This is a genomic window from Streptomyces sp. NPDC092369 (assembly GCF_044755245.1).
GTDB lineage: Bacteria > Actinomycetota > Actinomycetes > Streptomycetales > Streptomycetaceae > Streptomyces.
Map to the genome: position 1 here is coordinate 416682 of NZ_JBIVQP010000002.1, position 15940 is coordinate 432621.

The window sequence follows — 15940 nt, forward strand, 5'->3', positions numbered from 1 at the left end:
GAGTCCTCCGCTCTGTGGTGGATCGGCTGACGACTGCCAAGTGCCCGCGATCCACGAGGTCGTTACGCCCGCCTTTCGGCGGTAATGACCATATTTTCTACTGTGGTCCGACTTCCTGGCGACGTTACCCGAGCCCAGCACGGACTCCGAGTACCGCCGTACCGACGCGCACATGTGTCGCTCCGGCCGCCACGGCCTCATCGAGGTCCGCACTCATTCCTGCCGAGACCATGTTCGCAGCCGGATGGCTCCGGCGCAGCGCGGTCGACAAATCCATCAACCGCTCGAACGCCGCCTGTTCGCGTCCCGCGTAGGGGCCGGTCAGCGGTGCGACGGTCATCAGACCGTCCAGCCGCAACCCCTCCGATCGCGAGACGATGTCGCCCAACTCCTCGATCCCGTCGGGCCCGACGCCCCCGCGCTGCCCGCGACCCCCTTCGTCCGCGTCGAGTGCGACCTGGATCAGACAGCCCAGTTCGCGCTCCCGCCGCACCGCCTCCTTCGACAGCGCACCGACTAGCCGAGCACGGTCGACGGACTGCACGACATCGGCGTAACCGAGCACGGAACGCACCTTGTTGGTCTGCAACTGCCCCACGAAGTGCCAGGTGAGCGGGAGATCAGCGCACTCGGCGGCCTTGGGCGCCGCGTCCTGGTCCCGGTTCTCCGCCACGTGCCGGACGCCCAGTTCGGAGAGGATCCGCACATCGCTCGCCGGGTAGGTCTTGGTGACCACGATCAGGGTCACCTCCTCCCGCTTGCGCCCCGCCGCGGCACACGCGGCGACGATACGTTCCTCCACCTTCGCCAGATTCCCGGCGAGTTCGTGCTTACGGTCCGTCATGTCCCATCAGTCCAGCCAGACATATCCCGCGAGTCGCCCCGTGGTGCGATCGCGGCGATATGAGAAGTGGTCGCCCGACTCGATCGTGCACACCGGCGACTGCTCCCGGTCGTGCACCCCGAGCCGGTCGAGCTGCGCGTGCACCCCGGCGGTCACGTCGACCGCGGAAGTGCCCCAGCTCGTCTCGGCGTACGCCGCCGGTTCGACCGCGGCGACATCGGCGCGCATCTCCTCGGGGACTTCGTAGCACCGGCCGCAGACGGCGGGTCCGGTGCGGGCGACGATCCGGGCGGGATCGGCGCCGAGTTCGGTCATGGCCCGTACGGCGGCGGGGACGACCCCGGCGACCATGCCGGGCCGGCCCGCGTGGACCGCGGCGGCGATCCCGGCGACCGGGTCGGCCAGCAGGACGGGCGTGCAGTCCGCGGTCAGCACGGCGAGGGCGAGTCCGCGGCGGGCGGTGACGATCGCGTCGACCGAGGGGATCTCGGCGGCGGAACCCCAGGGTCCGTCGACCACCGCCACGTCCGCCCCGTGCACCTGGTTCATCCAGACCACCAGAGCGGGGTCGAGGCCGAGCGACTTGGCCGCCAACTCCCGGTTGGTGCGTACGGCTTCGGGGTCGTCGCCGACCGCTCCACCTAGGTTGAGCTGCTCGTACGGAACGGCGCTCACCCCGCCCCACCTGTCGGTGAAGGCGAAATGCGCGCCGTTCACGGTGCTCGTTCCCGAGCGTTGCTGCATCACGTCAGAAGGATCACTTGAGGAAGTCCGGTACGTCCAGCTCCTCGGCCGCGCTGTCCGAGTAGGAGCGCGACGGCGGGACCGGCGGGGCGACCGGGAGGTCGGCGACCGGCTCCGGCTCGGGCTCCTCCTTCGGCGTGACGCTGCCGAGCGAGCCGAAGGACGGGCGGCTCTCGGACTGCCGTACCGGAGTGGGCTCGTCGCGGCGCGCCGACGACGAGGAGGACGAGGTCGAGGACGAGCCGAGGACGGTGTCCCGGCGGGTCGGCGGCTGGCCTCCGTCGAAGCCGGCCGCGATGACCGTGACCCGGACCTCGTCGCCGAGGGCGTCGTCGATGACCGCGCCGAAGATGATGTTGGCCTCGGGGTGGGCGGCCTCGCTGACCAGCTGGGCGGCCTCGTTGATCTCGAACAGGCCGAGGTCGGAGCCACCGGAGATGGAGAGCAGGACACCGCGGGCGCCGTCGATGGAGGCTTCGAGCAGCGGCGAGGAGATCGCCATCTCGGCGGCGGCCACCGCGCGGTCGTCGCCGCGGGCCGAGCCGATGCCCATGAGGGCCGAACCGGCCTCGGACATCACGGACTTGACGTCGGCGAAGTCGAGGTTGATCAGGCCGGGCGTGGTGATGAGGTCGGTGATGCCCTGCACACCGGAGAGCAGCACCTGGTCGGCGGACTTGAAGGCGTCGAGCACCGAGACCTGGCGGTCCGAGATGGACAGCAGCCGGTCGTTCGGGATGACGATGAGGGTGTCGACCTCTTCGCGGAGTTCGGCGATGCCGTCCTCGGCCTGGTTGGCGCGGCGCCGGCCCTCGAAGGTGAACGGGCGGGTGACCACGCCGATGGTGAGGGCGCCGAGCGAGCGGGCGATGTTGGCCACGACGGGTGCGCCGCCGGTGCCGGTGCCGCCGCCCTCGCCGGCCGTCACGAAGACCATGTCGGCCCCCTTGAGGACCTCCTCGATCTCCTCGCGGTGGTCCTCGGCGGCCTTGCGGCCGACGGCCGGGTTGGCTCCGGCGCCGAGTCCGCGGGTGAGTTCGCGGCCGACGTCGAGCTTGACGTCGGCGTCGCTCATCAACAGCGCCTGCGCGTCGGTGTTGATGGCGATGAACTCGACGCCCTTGAGACCGACCTCGATCATCCGGTTGATGGCATTGACACCACCGCCGCCGACACCGATGACTTTGATGACTGCGAGGTAGTTCTGCGGTGCTGCCACGTCGAAGGCCTCTCGCCTCGAGTTACGTGTCGTCGCTTCGCAGGGGATGCGATCCGACGACTGATGCCGAATGGGACGGTCCGTATCGCCGACCCGAACCCTAACGTTGAAGTTTAGGGTTACCAGTGTGACTGTTCGCTGGACTCTTCCGAACAGGACACTAAGTCGACAAGTGGCGCACGTTCAACGAACACGCCGAACCTCCCGTTTTTCTTTTCACCCTATGTGATCAGCCATAGCGATGCCCAGCCAGGGTGCTGGCCTGCGCGGATGTGCGTCAACTCCCCGCTGACGCAGGGGCGGTGGGAACGCTGACGTCGAAGTGCCGCGCACCGGGCGCCGCTTTCATCAGAGCGGTGAGCGTACGCGCCTTCGCCGCGCCCTTGTCGCCACTTCCCCAAGCGACGGTCCGACCACCGCTCAACTCCAGCGAGATCTCGTCGTAGGAACGCACCTTGACGGTCCGGGTCTCGTGCGCGACGGCGGCGGGAATGGCACCGGCCACCGCGACCGCCTCGCGCACCAGCCGGTCCTCGCCGAATCGCCGCAGGCTCGCCGCGGACGAACCCGTGCGGGAGAGGCTCAATTCGAGTGCGGGAACGCCTTTCGGTGCTCGGGAAACCGTGGCGAAACGGACACCTTCACCGTCCACTTCGATGAAGTTTCCGCCCTTTTGGACAATCAGAACCGCCGTGCGCTCGGCCACTTTCAGCCCGATTCCATGCGGCCAGGAACGCACCACGTCGACCGCGCCGATTCGCGGCAATTTCCGCAGCAGACGTGACTCGATCGCGTCGGTGTCGACCGAGATCAACGGTGACCCGACCGGCACATCGGCGGCCTCGCGCACCTGTTCCGGCGTCAGAACCGAGGTGCCGGACACCGATACGCGTTCAACGCGCAGCCAGTGGGACCCGTACAACACCCAGACGCCCGCGGCCGACAGGAGGATCAGCGCGAGGGCGAGAACGATGATCGTACGAACTCGCCGTGGACCGCCGAGCCTTCGGACGAGGGGCGGGCCGGACGACTCCTGTTGGCGTTCACCGCGTTCGGCGGTGGTCGATCCGGCCACGCGCACTCCCTTTCCTGGCTCGGTTCACCTCCGGGGCGCCTCAGCCGGTGTCGAGAGCCCGACCGTGCTCAGCCCTTCGGGCCTTAGCGCGCTCGACCTCTCGACACCGGCGCACCCCTTCGGCTCACTCGCCGACGTGTTACTGGCGCCGGTGCGAGGCGATCGCCTCGTACACCATGCCGACGAGCAGGTCGTCGGCGTCCCGGCGGCCGAACTCGGCGGCGGCGCGGGACATCTCGTACAACCGGTGCGGGTCGGCGAGCACGGGCAGCACGTTCGCCCGGATCCAATCGGGCGTCAGTTCCGCGTCGTCGACCAGCAGTCCGCCGCCGGCCTTGACCACCGGCTGGGCGTTCAGCCGCTGTTCGCCGTTGCCGATGGGCAGCGGGACGTAGGCGGCCGGCAGTCCGACGGCGGAGAGTTCGGCGACGGTCATCGCGCCCGCGCGGCAGAGCATCATGTCGGCCGCGGCGTACGCGAGGTCCATCCGGTCCACGTAACTTACCGGGATGTACGGGGGCATTCCCGGCATCTGCTGTACGTGCGGCAGTTCGTTCTTCGGGCCGACCGCGTGCAGGATCTGGATGCCGGCCTGCTGGAGCCAGGGAGCGACCTGCTGGACCACCTCGTTGAGGCGGCGGGCGCCCTGCGAGCCGCCGGAGACCAGCAGCGTGGGCAGGTTGGGGTCGAGGCCGAACAGCTGCCGGGCCTCGGGGCGGGCCGCGGCCCGGTCGAGGGTGGCGATCGTGCGGCGCAGCGGGATGCCGATGTAGCGGGCGTCCCGCAGCTTGCTGTCCGGAGTGGAGACGGCGACCTTGGCCGCGTAGCGCGAGCCGATCTTGTTGGCGAGGCCGGGACGGGCGTTGGCCTCGTGGATGATGATCGGCACACCCAGGCGCTTGGCGGCGAGATAGCCGGGCAGGGCCACGTAGCCGCCGAAGCCGACGACCGCGTCCGCCTTCGTGCGCTCCAGGATCTGCTCGGTCGCCTTGATCGTGCCGCGCAGCCGGCCCGGGACGGTGATCAGTTCAGGGGTGGGCTTGCGGGGCAGCGGGACGGCGGGGATCAGCGCCAGCTCGTAGCCCCGCTGCGGTACGAGCGTGGTCTCCAGGCCGCGCTCGGTGCCCAGGGCCGTGATCCCCACGGTCGGGTCCTGCCTGCGCAGGGCATCCGCGAGGGCGAGCGCCGGCTCGATGTGGCCGGCGGTCCCCCCACCGGCGAGTACGACATGCACCGAAATTCACCGCTCTCCGGACGAACGCGCCCCCGGGGCACGCCGTCGCATCGTGTTCCATCTCCGAGGCCCCCGGTCCCGCACGGTGCCTCCCGCCCGCTTTCTACCAAAGCGGGGTTGCCGCATGGAAAGCGCCGCCCGCGCAGCGGGATCGTCACGCGCGAACGCGATCAGCAGCCCGATGGCGAACATGGTCGGCAGCAGGGCGGATCCTCCGTAGGAGAACAGCGGGAGCGGGACTCCGGCGATCGGCAGCAGGCCGAGCACCGCACCGATGTTGATCACCGCCTGAGCGGTGATCCAGGTGGTCACGCCTCCAGCGGCATACCTGACGAAGGGATCCTCCGTGCGTCCGGCCACGCGGATACCCGCATAGCCTAGAGCCGCGAAGAGGGCGAGCACCGACAGCGTCCCCGCCAGACCCAGTTCCTCACCGGTGACGGCGAAGATGAAGTCCGTGTGCGCTTCCGGGAGTTGGCCCCATTTTTCCACACTCGCGCCGAGCCCCGATCCGAAGATTCCGCCGGAGGCCAGCGCGTAGATGCCGTGCACGGCCTGCCAGCAGTCCGCGACCCCGGTCTTCGGCTCGGTGGCGCCGATGCAGGACAGCCGGGCCATGCGGTTGGGGCTGGTCTTGATGAGGATGAAGCCCAGGGTGAGGGCGATCGACAGCACCCCGACGAAGAGCCGGGTGGGCGCCCCGGCCAGCCACAGCAGGCCGAACAGGATCGCCGTCAGGATGATCGCCGTGCCCATGTCGCCGCCGAGCATGATCAGACCGAGCAGCAGGAAGGCGACCGGGACCAGCGGCACCAGCATGTGCTTCCACTGGATCAGCATGCCCTTGTCCTGTTTGCGGGCCATCAGGTCCGCGCCCCACAGCACCAGCGCCAGCTTGCCGAACTCGCTGGGCTGGATCTGGAAGGAGCCGCCGAGCGAGATCCAGTTCTGGTTGCCGTTGACCGACATCCCTATCCCCGGCACCTGCACCAGGGCCATCATGAAGACGGCGCCCGCGAGGATCGGATAGGCCAGCGCCCGGTGCAGCTTGACCGGCATCCGGGAGGCCACCAGCAACAGCACCCCGCCGATGCAGGCCGCGAGGAACTGCTTGCGGAAGAAGAACGACCCGGGCAACGAAAGCTGCAGCGCGGTGATCTGGGAGGCCGAGTAGACCATCACCAGACCGAGCACGGTGATCAGCAGACTGCCGCCGAGGATCAGGTAGTACGCCGTCAGCGGCCGGTCCCAGGCGCGCCTGGCGTTGTCGTACAGGCGCTGTACGGGGTTCTCGCGGGGTGGCCGGGAGGCGGCGGGCCGCCGGACGGCCCGTTGGACCGGCGGACGGCCCGTACGGCTACTGGACATCACCGGCTCCTCGCACCCGCCGACCGAACCCGAGCCACATCCGCGTCATCCCGTCGTCCCTCCAAGGGTCCCGCAGCACCCTATGAGGCCGAGACCCGCCGTCAGGCGCCCGCGCCGAGTTCGCGAACCGCCGCCGCGAACGCGTCGCCGCGCTTGTTGTAGTTGGCGAACATGTCCATCGATGCGCAGGCGGGGGCCAGCAGCACCGTGTCGCCGGGGCGGGCGAGCGCCTGGGCCTCCTGGACAGCCGCGAGCATCGCCCCAGTGTCGGTCCGGTCGAGGTCGACGACGGGTACTTCCGGCGCGTGTCGCGCGAGGGCTTCGCGGATCAGGGCGCGGTCCCTGCCGATCAGCACGGCCCCCCGAAGTCGCTTTGCCGACTTGGCGACCAGTTCGTCGAAGGTCGCGCCCTTGGCGAGCCCGCCCGCGATCCACACGATCGACTCGTACGCCGCCAACGAGGCCTCCGCCGCGTGCGTGTTGGTCGCCTTGGAGTCGTCGATGTACGCGACTGAGTCGACATCCGCCACGTGGGCGATGCGGTGCGCGTCCGGCGTGAAGTTCCTGAGCCCGTCCCGTACGGCGCTCGCGGGCACCCCGAACGCGCGCGCGAGGGCCGCCGCGGCAAGGGCGTTGGCGATGTTGTGCGGGGCCGGCGGGTTGACGTCGGAGACCTCGGCGAGCTCCTGGGCGTTCTTCTGCCGGTTCTCCACGAAGGCGCGGTCGACCAGGATGCCGTCCACGACGCCGAGTTGGGAGGGGCCCGGTGTGCCGAGGGTGAACCCGATCGCCCGGCACCCCTCCTCGACGTCCGCCTCGCGCACCAGTTCCTCGGTGGCCTTGTCGGCCACGTTGTAGACGCAGGCGACGCGATTGCCTTCGTAGATACGGCCCTTGTCGGCGGCGTACGCCTCCATGGAGCCGTGCCAGTCGAGGTGGTCGGGGGCCAGGTTCAGCACGGCGGCCGAGTGGGCGCGCAGGGAGGGCGCCCAGTGCAGCTGATAGCTCGACAGCTCCACGGCGAGGACGTCGTAGGTCTCCTCGCCCAGCACCGCGTCCAGGAGCGAGACGCCGATGTTGCCGACGGCGGCCGTGCGCAGGCCCGCCGCCTTCAGGATGGACGCCAGCATCTGGACGGTCGTGGTCTTGCCGTTGGTGCCCGTGACGGCCAGCCAGGGGGCCGCGTCGGGGCCGCGCAGGCGCCACGCCAGCTCGACGTCGCCCCAGATCTCGACGCCGGCCGCGCGGGCCGCCGTGAACAGCGGCTTGTCCGGCTTCCAGCCGGGCGCGGTGACCACGAGTTCGGTGCCCTCGGGCAGGGTCGCCCCGTCGCCCAGGCGGACGGTGATGCCGAGCGCCTCCAGCTCCGCGGCCTGCTCACGCGCGCGTGCGTCGTCGCCGTCGTTGACGACGGTGACCTTCGCTCCGCGCGCGTGCAGCGCCTTGGCCGCGGGGAGTCCGGAGACGCCTAGTCCGGCGACGGTGACGTGCGTGCCCTGCCAGTCGGTCACTTGTCCGCTGCCCATCCCGCGTAGAAGAGGCCGAGGCCGACGATCACGCAGATGCCCTGGATGATCCAGAAGCGGACCACCACAAGGACCTCGGACCAGCCCTTGAGTTCGAAGTGGTGCTGGAGTGGCGCCATGCGGAAGACGCGCTTGCCGGTGAGCTTGAAGGAGCCGACCTGGATGACCACCGACATGGTGATCAGGACGAACAGGCCGCCCATGATGGCGACGAGGAGTTCCGTGCGGGACAGGATCGCGAGGCCCGTGACGACACCGCCGAGCGCGAGTGAACCGGTGTCACCCATGAAGATCTTGGCCGGCGAGGTGTTCCACCACAGGAAGCCGAGGCAGGAACCCATCAGCGCGGAGGCGATGACCGCGAGATCCAGCGGATCCCGTACCTGGTAGCAGGCGTTGGGGTTGGTCAGGGTCATCGCGTTGGCGCAGGACTCCTGGAACTGCCAGACGCCGATGAACGTGTAGGCGCCGAAGACGAGCACGGAGGCACCGGTGGCGAGACCGTCCAGGCCGTCCGTCAGGTTCACGCCGTTGGACATCGCAAGGATCATGAACAGCGCCCAGACCACGAACAGCACCGGGCCGATGGTCCAGCCGAAGTCCGTGATGAAGGACAGCTTGGTGGACGCCGGGGTGTTGCCGATGGCGTCCGGGAACTGCAGCGAGAGCACCGCGAAAGAGATGCCGACGATCAGCTGGCCGGCCATCTTCGCCTTGGCCCGCAGACCCAGCGAACGCCGCTTGACGATCTTGATGTAGTCGTCCAGGAAGCCGACCAGGCCCATCCCGCACATCAGGCCGAGCACCAGCAGGCCCGAGTAGGTCGGGGCGTAGCCGGTGATGACCTTGGACAGGAAGTAGGCGGCGACCGTGGCGAAGATGAAGGCGATACCGCCCATCGTCGGCGTACCGCGCTTGCTGGCGTGCTCGCGCGGGCCGTCGTCACGGATGTACTGGCCGTAGCCCTTGCGGGCGAGGAGCTTGATCAGCAGCGGGGTGCCGATCAGCGTCAGGAAGAGACCGATGACACCCGAGAAGAGGATCTGCTTCATCATCGGGCAGCGACCTCACCCTCGGCACCGGTCTCAAGGAGCGCCTGAGCGACACCCTCCAGGCCGACCGAACGGGACGCCTTCACGAGCACGACGTCTCCCGGGCGCAATTGGCTGCGCAACAGGTCGACCGCCGCCTGTGCGTCGGACACGTGCACCGACTCCTCACCCCACGAACCCTCGTTATATGCGCCCAGTTGGAGCCAGGACGCTTCCCTGCCCCCGACCGCGACGAGCTTGCTGACGTTGAGCCGGACGGCGAGCCGTCCGACCGCGTCGTGCTCGGCGAGCGCCTCGTCCCCGAGCTCGGCCATCTTGCCGAGCACCGCCCAGGTCCGCCGTCCCCGCCCCATGGCCACGAGCGCGCGCAGTGCGGCTCGCATGGACTCGGGGTTGGCGTTGTAGGCGTCGTTGACGACGGTGACGCCGTCCGGGCGCTCGGTGACCTCCATACGCCAGCGGGAGAGGGAGCCCGCCTCGGAGAGCGCGGTGGCGATCTCAGCTGCGGACATGCCCAGCTCATGGGCGACGGCGGCCGCGGCGAGCGCGTTCGACACGTGGTGCTCACCGTACAGGCGCATGGTCACTTCGCTGCACCCGGAGGGTGTGCGAAGGCTGAAGGCGGGCTGTCCGCTGTCCGTGAGTCGCACGTTCTCGGCGCGTACGTCCGCTTCGTCGCCCTCCCCGAACAGCAGCACCTTCGCCTTCGTCCGGGACGCCATGGCCCGTACGAGGGGATCGTCCGCGTTGAGGACCGCGACACCGTCCGCCGGCAGGGACTCCACCAGCTCGCCCTTCGCCTGCGCGATCTGCTCGCGCCCGCCGAACTCGCCGATGTGGGCGGTGCCGACGTTCAGGACGAGGCCGACCCTCGGCGGTGTCAGGTCCGTCAGGTAGCGGATGTGTCCGATGCCGCGGGCGCCCATCTCCAGCACGAGGAACTTCGTCTCCTCGGTGGCGGACAGGGCCGTCAGCGGCAGTCCGATCTCGTTGTTGAGCGAGCCGGGCGTGAACACGGTCGGCGCCTTGCGCGCCAGCACCTGGGCGATGAGGTCCTTGGTGCTGGTCTTGCCCGCGGAGCCGGTGAGGGCCACGAGGGTCGCGCCGAGCCGTTGCACGACGTGCCGTGCGAGGGCGCCGAGGGCCGTCTGGACGTCGTCGACGACGATCGCGGGCACCCCGACGGGGCGCTGCGCCAGCACGGCGACGGCGCCCGCGCGGACGGCCCCCTCCGCGTAGTCGTGGCCGTCGACGTGCTCCCCCACGAAAGCGGCGAACAGACTGCCGTCCGCCACCTTGCGGGAGTCGATGACGACGGGCCCGTGCACCTGCACCGACGGATCCGGTATGTCGTGAGTCCGCCCGCCGACGACTTCTGCGATCTCGGCGAGAGAGAGGGCGATCACAAGTTCATCCCTGGGTCTTCTGGATGGCTTCTCGAAGCACCTGGCGGTCGTCGAAGGGACGGACCACCCCGGCGATGTCCTGGCCCTGCTCATGGCCCTTTCCGGCCACCAGCACCGTGTCGCCCGGCTGCGCGCGGGCGACGGCCGCGGCGATCGCGGCGGCCCGGTCCTCGAAGACCTGGACCTCACCGCGCTCGTGTGCCGGTACGGACGCCGCGCCCTGGAGCATGGTTGCGAGGATCGCGAGGGGATCCTCGGAGCGGGGGTTGTCGGAGGTCAGTACGGCGGTGTCGGCGAGCCGGGCCACGGCGGCGCCCATCGGCTCCCGCTTGGTCGTGTCCCGGTCGCCGCCGCAGCCGAGCACGACGTGCAACTTGCCCTCGGTGACCTTGCGCAGGGCGCGCAGGACCGATTCGACGGCGTCCGTCTTGTGGGCGTAGTCGACGACCGCGAGATAGGGCTGTCCGGCGTCCACGCGCTCCAGGCGCCCCGGCACGCCCGGCACCGCGGCGACGCCGTCGGCGGCGGACTGCGGGTCGAGTCCGGCGGCGGCCAACGAGACGATCGCGGCGAGGGTGTTGGCCACGTTGAAGGGACCCGGCAGCGGCGCCCGGGCGTCGATCCGCTCGCCCTCGGGGCCGATCACCGTGAAGGTCGAGTCCAGTTGGCCGATCTCCACGTCCGCGGCGCGCCAGTCGGCGTCGGGGTGGCCCTCGGCGGAGTAGGTGACGACCGGGACGGTCGCCTCCCGGACCAGCCGACGGCCGTACTCGTCGTCGAAGTTGACCACGCCGAGTTTGCTGCGCTCCGGCGTGAACAGCCGCGCCTTGGCCCGGAAGTAGTCCTCCATGTCGGAGTGGAACTCCATGTGTTCCGGGCTGAGGTTGGTGAAGACGCCGATGTCGAAGACGCAGCCGTCGACCCGGCCGAGCACCAGTGCGTGGCTGGAGACCTCCATCGCGACCGCCTCGACACCGCGCTCGCGCATCACCGCGAACAGGGCCTGCAGATCGGTGGCTTCGGGGGTGGTGCGCTCGGACTTGATGCGCTCGTCGCCGATGCGCGTCTCGACCGTGCCGATGAGACCGGTGTTGTTCTTGGTCTTCAGACCGCCCTCGACGAGGTACGCGGTGGTGGTCTTGCCGGAGGTGCCGGTGATGCCGATCTGGAGCAGGTCGCGGCCGGGGTGGCCGTAGATCGTGGCCGCCAGTTCGCCCATCCGCCCGCGCGGGTCGTCGACCACCAGGACCGGTAGGCCGGTCGCGGCGGCGCGTTCGGCGCCGGTCGGGTCGGTGAGCACGGCGACCGCGCCGAGGCCGACGGCCTGCGTGACGAAGTCGGCTCCGTGCGCGCGGGCGCCCGGGAGGGCGGCGTACAGATCGCCGGGGCGGACGGCACGCGAGTCATGGGTGATGCCCGTGACGTCCGCGGTGCTGTCCGGCGTGGCGGCGGCCAGCTGATCGGCGAGCTCCGCGAGAGGTGTGGCGGAGACCTGGACCGGTCGTGGCGGCCCCGGATAGGTCACGGAAACGCCCTTCTGGGTGGTTTGGGACTGATCAGCGTGTGGCACGGCGGTGAGCGTACCGGGCGCACCGGCCCGGGAGCGAAGCGAGGGCGCGGGCGAAGCGTGGTTCCCGGGATCGGGGGTGATCATGGTCACGGAGCGTTCCTGGCTGGTAGCGCTGATCAGGGCATGGGGCGGTCGGTCAGGGCGTGAAACTGACGGGCAGGTTCGCGGCCTTGGCCCCGGTGGGCGGGACCTGAAGGGTCTTCAGCGCGAACTCCATCACCTCCTTGTAGATGGGGCCGCAGATCTGGCCGCCGAAGTAACTGCCCTTGGTGGCGTTCTGGATGGCGCAGTAGACGGTGATGCGAGGGTTGTCGGCGGGTGCGAAGCCGGCGAACGACGACGTATAGCCGCTGTACCTGCCGGTGGCCGGATCCACACGGTTGGCCGTACCCGTCTTGCCAGCGACGCGGTAGCCGGGGATGCGCGCCTTGGTGCCGGTGCCCTCCTGGTCGTCCACGACCGACTCCAGCATCTTGGCGAGCGTCTTCGCCGTCTTCTCGCTGACCACCCGGGTCTGCTTGGGCTTCGCGGCGGGCGTGAAGCGTCCGTCGGGGCCCTTCTCGCCGCGGACGAGGGTGGGTTCGACGCGGACACCGCCGTTGGCGATCGTCGAGTAGACGGAGGCCGCCTGCATCGCGTTGAGGGACACGCCCTGGCCGAAAGGAATCGTGTACTGCTGCGAGGTCGACCACTTGTCGGGCGGGGCGAGGATGCCTTTGGTCTCGCCGGGGAAGTCCAGCCCGCTGTAGCTGCCGAGGCCGAACTTGCGCAGGTAGGAGTAGAGGACCTGGTTGGCCTGCGGCTGGGTCTTGCCGAGCTGGCCGGTGGCCAGGATGGTGCCGATGTTGCTGGACTTGGCGAGCACGCCGTTGAGCGTCAGGTTCCAGGTGGCGTGGTCGATGTCGTCCTTGAAGAGGCGGTCGCCGCGGTGCAGCCGGTTGGGCACGACGACATGCGTCAGCGGGGTGGCGACGTTCTCCTCCAGGACGGCGGCCATCGACATGACCTTGGCGGTGGAGCCGGGCTCGTAGGCGTCCTGGAGGGCCGCGTTGCCGAGCGCGGCGGGGTTGGCGTCGGAGAGGTCGTTGGGGTCGAAGCCCGGTGAGTCGGCCATCGCGAGGACCTCGCCGGTGCGGGTGTCCTGCACTATCACGTAACCGCGGTCGGCCTTCGACTCCTTGACCTGCTTGGAGATGGCGTTCTGCGCGGCCCACTGGATGTCGCGGTCGATGGTGAGCTCGACGTCGCTGCCGGGCACGGCGGGCGTCTCCGTGGAGCCCACGGTGGGCACCAGACGGCCGCCGGACTGGGCGTAGCGGATCTTGCCGTCCTTGCCGGACAGCACCTTGTTGAGCTGCTGCTCGATGCCGCCGCCGCCCTTGCCCTCGTCGTTGACCCAGCCCAGTATCCCGGCGGCGAGGTCGCCGTTGGGGTACACGCGCTTGCTGCTGGGGTCGGCGAAGACGCCGGCGAGGACGTTGACGGTGGAGGAGTCGGTGTCCGCCTTCTCGTTGAGCGCGCTCTTCAGGTCCTTGATCTGCGTCCAGACCTGCGGGGTCTGACGGCGCGCCAGCAGGACGTAACGGCTCTCCTTGTTGGCGGGCCGCAGCTTCTTGACGAGGGTGGCCTGGTCCTGGCCGAGGATCGGGGCGAGCAGCGCGGCCGCCTGCTCGGGTCCGTCGTCGATGCCGAGCATCTTGCGGTTGAACATCGTCGGGTCGGCCGTGAGGTCGTAGGCGTCCACGCTGGCGGCGAGGGCGACGCCGTTGCGGTCGGTGATCCCGCCGCGCTCGGCGGCCAGCACATGGCCGACGTAACGGTTCTGGTCGGCCTTGGCGGCGTACGCGCTCGCGTCGACGGCCTGCACCTGGAGCAGGCGTACGACGAAGGCGATCAGCACCAGGGCCAGCGCCAGGCCGACCATGCGCAGCCGGGGCCGGGGGCTGCCCAGACGCAGGGCGTTGGGGGCCGCCGGGCGGGCCGGTGCCGGGCGCCGAGTCGGGCGGGCGCCGGGTCCCGGGCGCCGCCGGCCGGGGACGGGCCGCCCGGAGGAGGAGCGTGCGGGGCCGGGGACGCGTCGGCGCGGCGGTTCCCTGTCGGACACTTCCGTCACCTGCCGGGGGTCGTGGTCGGAGTCGGCGTCAAGGTCGGCGCGGCGGGAGTCGCCTCGGGCATCGCCGCGGGGGTGGTCGCCGTGGCCGGGGAGGTGGTGGCCGTGGCCGGGGAGGTGGTGGGCGCCGGTGAGTGCGTGATGGTCTCCGGCGGGCGCAGCACCAGCGGGATCTGTACGGCGGGCTCCCGGGCGGCGGCGGCCGAGGGGACGCCCTTCACGGTGCCGTCGCGGTTCAGGAAGGCGGGGTCGCCGCCGGGGACCATGCCCAGCTCGCGAGCGCGGCGCTGGAGGGCTTCCGGGGCGGAGTAGGAGTCGATGTCCCGCTGGAGGGCCTGCTCCTCGTCCGTGAGGTTCTTGGTGTCCTTCTGGAGGTCGTCCAGCTTGAACGAGCCTTCGCTGAGCGCCGAGTTCAGCACCAGGAGCCCGATCAGACCGCCGCCGAGGAGGAGGACGACGAGGAGGACGAAGGGTGTGCGGGCCGCCGCCCGGCCGCGGCCCGCGTTGCCCGGGAAGAGCCGCGCGAGCCGCGCGGCCCGCCCCCTCAGTTCGGGTTTCCTGCTCACTCGATGGCCTCCCTGATGCGCTCGGCGCCGCGCAGACGGGCCGGCGCTGCCCGCCGGTTGTCGGCGACCTCTTCCTCGGTGGGAAGTTCGGCACCGCGCGTGAGCAGCTTGAGCCTGGGCTGGTACTGCTCCGGGACGACCGGCAGCCCAGGGGGCGCGGTGTTGGCGGCGCCGGCCGCGAACACCTGCTTGACCAGGCGGTCCTCCAGCGAGTGGTACGACAGGACGGCGATCCGGCCGCCCACGGCGAGCGCGCCCACGGCGGCCGGGATCGCCCGCTCCAGCACGGACAGCTCGCCGTTGACCTCGATGCGCAGCGCCTGGAAGGTGCGCTTGGCGGGGTTGCCGCCGGTGCGCTTGGCGGCCTGCGGCAGCGCGTCGCGGATCAGCTCGACCAGCCGCGCGCTGTTGCTGAACGGCTCCTTCTCGCGCTCGCGCACCACGGCGGAGACGATCCGCTTGGCCTGCTTCTCCTCGCCGTAGGCGCGCAGGATCCGCACGAGTTCGCCCGCCGGGTAGGTGTTGAGGACCTCGGCGGCGCTGACGCCGGTCGTCTGGTCCATGCGCATGTCCAGGGGTGCGTCCTGGGCGTAGGCGAAGCCGCGGTCGGCCTCGTCGAGCTGCATGGAGGAGACGCCGAGGTCGAAGAGAACGCCCTGCACGCGCGCGATGCCGAGTCGGTCCAGCACCTCTGGCAGCTCGTCGTAGACGGCGTGCACGAGGGTGGCGCGCTCACCGAAGGGGGCGAGCCGCTCGCCGGACAGGCGCAGCGCTTCCTTGTCGCGGTCGAGGGCGACCAGGCGGGCCTCGGGGAACTGCTCCAGCAGGCCCTCGCTGTGGCCGCCCAGGCCCAGGGTGCAGTCGACGACCACCGCTCCGGGCGCCTCCAGGGCGGGTGCCAGAAGGTCCAGGCACCGCTGGAGCATCACCGGAACATGTCGACTCTGGCTCAAGGGGCCCTCTCAGGTCCGGCGCGGCCGGCCCGCACCGCCGGGTCCCCGCCCGCGGGGAGAATTCCGGCACTGCCGCCGGGCTCTCCTGGGGATTTCAGTCCAGCAGGGAACGCCTCGGCTCCCGCTTCGCGTCACTTTAGTCCACGGTCTCCCGCGGTCAATCAACCGGCCTGCGCGTCGCGGCCGGGCCGTCCGGTGAAGCCGCGAACCGGAAGAAATCACCCAACCGGGTCCAGCCGCCTCACCTGTGTGGCTTACCTCACACAAGGCGCG

The 15940-nt window shown here is 70.3% G+C and carries 13 protein-coding genes; all 13 read right to left on the reverse strand.

Annotated features, from left to right (window positions below; translation table 11 throughout):
* Positions 1–124: 124 nt before the first annotated feature.
* The 13 genes from ACIQI8_RS11540 to rsmH all read right to left on the reverse strand — a co-directional run bounded on the left by ACIQI8_RS11540 (position 125) and on the right by rsmH (position 15667).
* Positions 125–844 carry a YggS family pyridoxal phosphate-dependent enzyme gene (locus ACIQI8_RS11540; protein ID WP_402347587.1) on the reverse strand — a complete coding sequence of 240 codons (720 nt, stop codon included), beginning with the start codon at positions 842–844 and terminating at the stop codon, positions 125–127.
* Positions 845–850: 6 nt separating this feature from the next.
* A complete protein-coding gene (pgeF, locus tag ACIQI8_RS11545; RefSeq protein ID WP_402350372.1) occupies positions 851–1588 on the reverse strand; it encodes a peptidoglycan editing factor PgeF in 738 nt (245 codons plus the stop codon).
* A 13-nt stretch (positions 1589–1601) separates the two neighbouring features.
* On the reverse strand, positions 1602–2807 hold the full coding sequence (gene ftsZ / locus ACIQI8_RS11550; RefSeq protein ID WP_401727363.1) for a cell division protein FtsZ: 1206 nt from the start codon (positions 2805–2807) through the stop codon (positions 1602–1604).
* Between the two features lie 277 nt (positions 2808–3084).
* Entirely contained in the window at positions 3085–3882 is a 798-nt protein-coding gene (locus ACIQI8_RS11555) for a cell division protein FtsQ/DivIB (protein ID WP_402347590.1), read from the reverse strand.
* 139 nt (positions 3883–4021) lie between these two features.
* On the reverse strand, positions 4022–5116 hold the full coding sequence (murG, locus tag ACIQI8_RS11560; RefSeq protein WP_402347593.1) for an undecaprenyldiphospho-muramoylpentapeptide beta-N-acetylglucosaminyltransferase: 1095 nt from the start codon (positions 5114–5116) through the stop codon (positions 4022–4024).
* Between the two features lie 6 nt (positions 5117–5122).
* The gene (gene ftsW, locus ACIQI8_RS11565) at positions 5123–6484 is read right to left on the reverse strand and encodes a putative lipid II flippase FtsW (protein ID WP_124004269.1); all 1362 of its coding nucleotides are present in this window, start codon (positions 6482–6484) and stop codon (positions 5123–5125) included.
* A gap of 101 nt (positions 6485–6585) precedes the next feature.
* Complete coding sequence (murD, locus tag ACIQI8_RS11570; protein WP_402347597.1) at positions 6586–8010, reverse strand: UDP-N-acetylmuramoyl-L-alanine--D-glutamate ligase; 1425 nt, start codon at positions 8008–8010, stop codon at positions 6586–6588.
* A complete protein-coding gene (gene mraY / locus ACIQI8_RS11575) occupies positions 7992–9065 on the reverse strand; it encodes a phospho-N-acetylmuramoyl-pentapeptide-transferase (protein WP_402347600.1) in 1074 nt (357 codons plus the stop codon). The genes murD and mraY overlap by 19 nt, the downstream gene beginning before the upstream one ends.
* Positions 9062–10468, reverse strand: a complete 1407-nt coding sequence (murF, locus tag ACIQI8_RS11580; protein WP_402347603.1) for a UDP-N-acetylmuramoyl-tripeptide--D-alanyl-D-alanine ligase — start codon at positions 10466–10468, stop codon at positions 9062–9064. The genes mraY and murF overlap by 4 nt, the downstream gene beginning before the upstream one ends.
* A gap of 4 nt (positions 10469–10472) precedes the next feature.
* Positions 10473–11993 (reverse strand): UDP-N-acetylmuramoyl-L-alanyl-D-glutamate--2,6-diaminopimelate ligase, encoded by a 1521-nt coding sequence (locus ACIQI8_RS11585; RefSeq protein WP_402347606.1) that lies wholly within the window; start codon positions 11991–11993, stop codon positions 10473–10475.
* 181 nt (positions 11994–12174) lie between these two features.
* Positions 12175–14142: a peptidoglycan D,D-transpeptidase FtsI family protein gene (locus ACIQI8_RS11590; protein WP_402347609.1), complete on the reverse strand. Its 1968-nt coding sequence runs from the start codon at positions 14140–14142 to the stop codon at positions 12175–12177.
* Positions 14143–14147: 5 nt separating this feature from the next.
* Complete coding sequence (locus ACIQI8_RS11595; protein WP_402347611.1) at positions 14148–14714, reverse strand: septum formation initiator family protein; 567 nt, start codon at positions 14712–14714, stop codon at positions 14148–14150.
* Positions 14711–15667, reverse strand: coding sequence for a 16S rRNA (cytosine(1402)-N(4))-methyltransferase RsmH (gene rsmH / locus ACIQI8_RS11600; RefSeq protein WP_402347614.1), 957 nt, complete (start codon positions 15665–15667; stop codon positions 14711–14713). The genes ACIQI8_RS11595 and rsmH overlap by 4 nt, the downstream gene beginning before the upstream one ends.
* Between the last annotated feature and the right edge of the window lie 273 nt (positions 15668–15940).

Bases quoted from the DNA above. Each gene is read 5' to 3' on its own strand.
- ACIQI8_RS11540 (WP_402347587.1), bottom strand. From the start codon at position 844: ATGACGGACCGTAAGCACGAACTCGCCGGGAATCTGGCGAAGGTGGAG.
- pgeF (WP_402350372.1), bottom strand. From the start codon at position 1,588: ATGCAGCAACGCTCGGGAACGAGCACCGTGAACGGCGCGCATTTCGCC.
- mraY (WP_402347600.1), bottom strand. From the start codon at position 9,065: ATGATGAAGCAGATCCTCTTCTCGGGTGTCATCGGTCTCTTCCTGACG.
- murD (WP_402347597.1), bottom strand. From the start codon at position 8,010: ATGGGCAGCGGACAAGTGACCGACTGGCAGGGCACGCACGTCACCGTC.
- ftsW (WP_124004269.1), bottom strand. From the start codon at position 6,484: ATGTCCAGTAGCCGTACGGGCCGTCCGCCGGTCCAACGGGCCGTCCGG.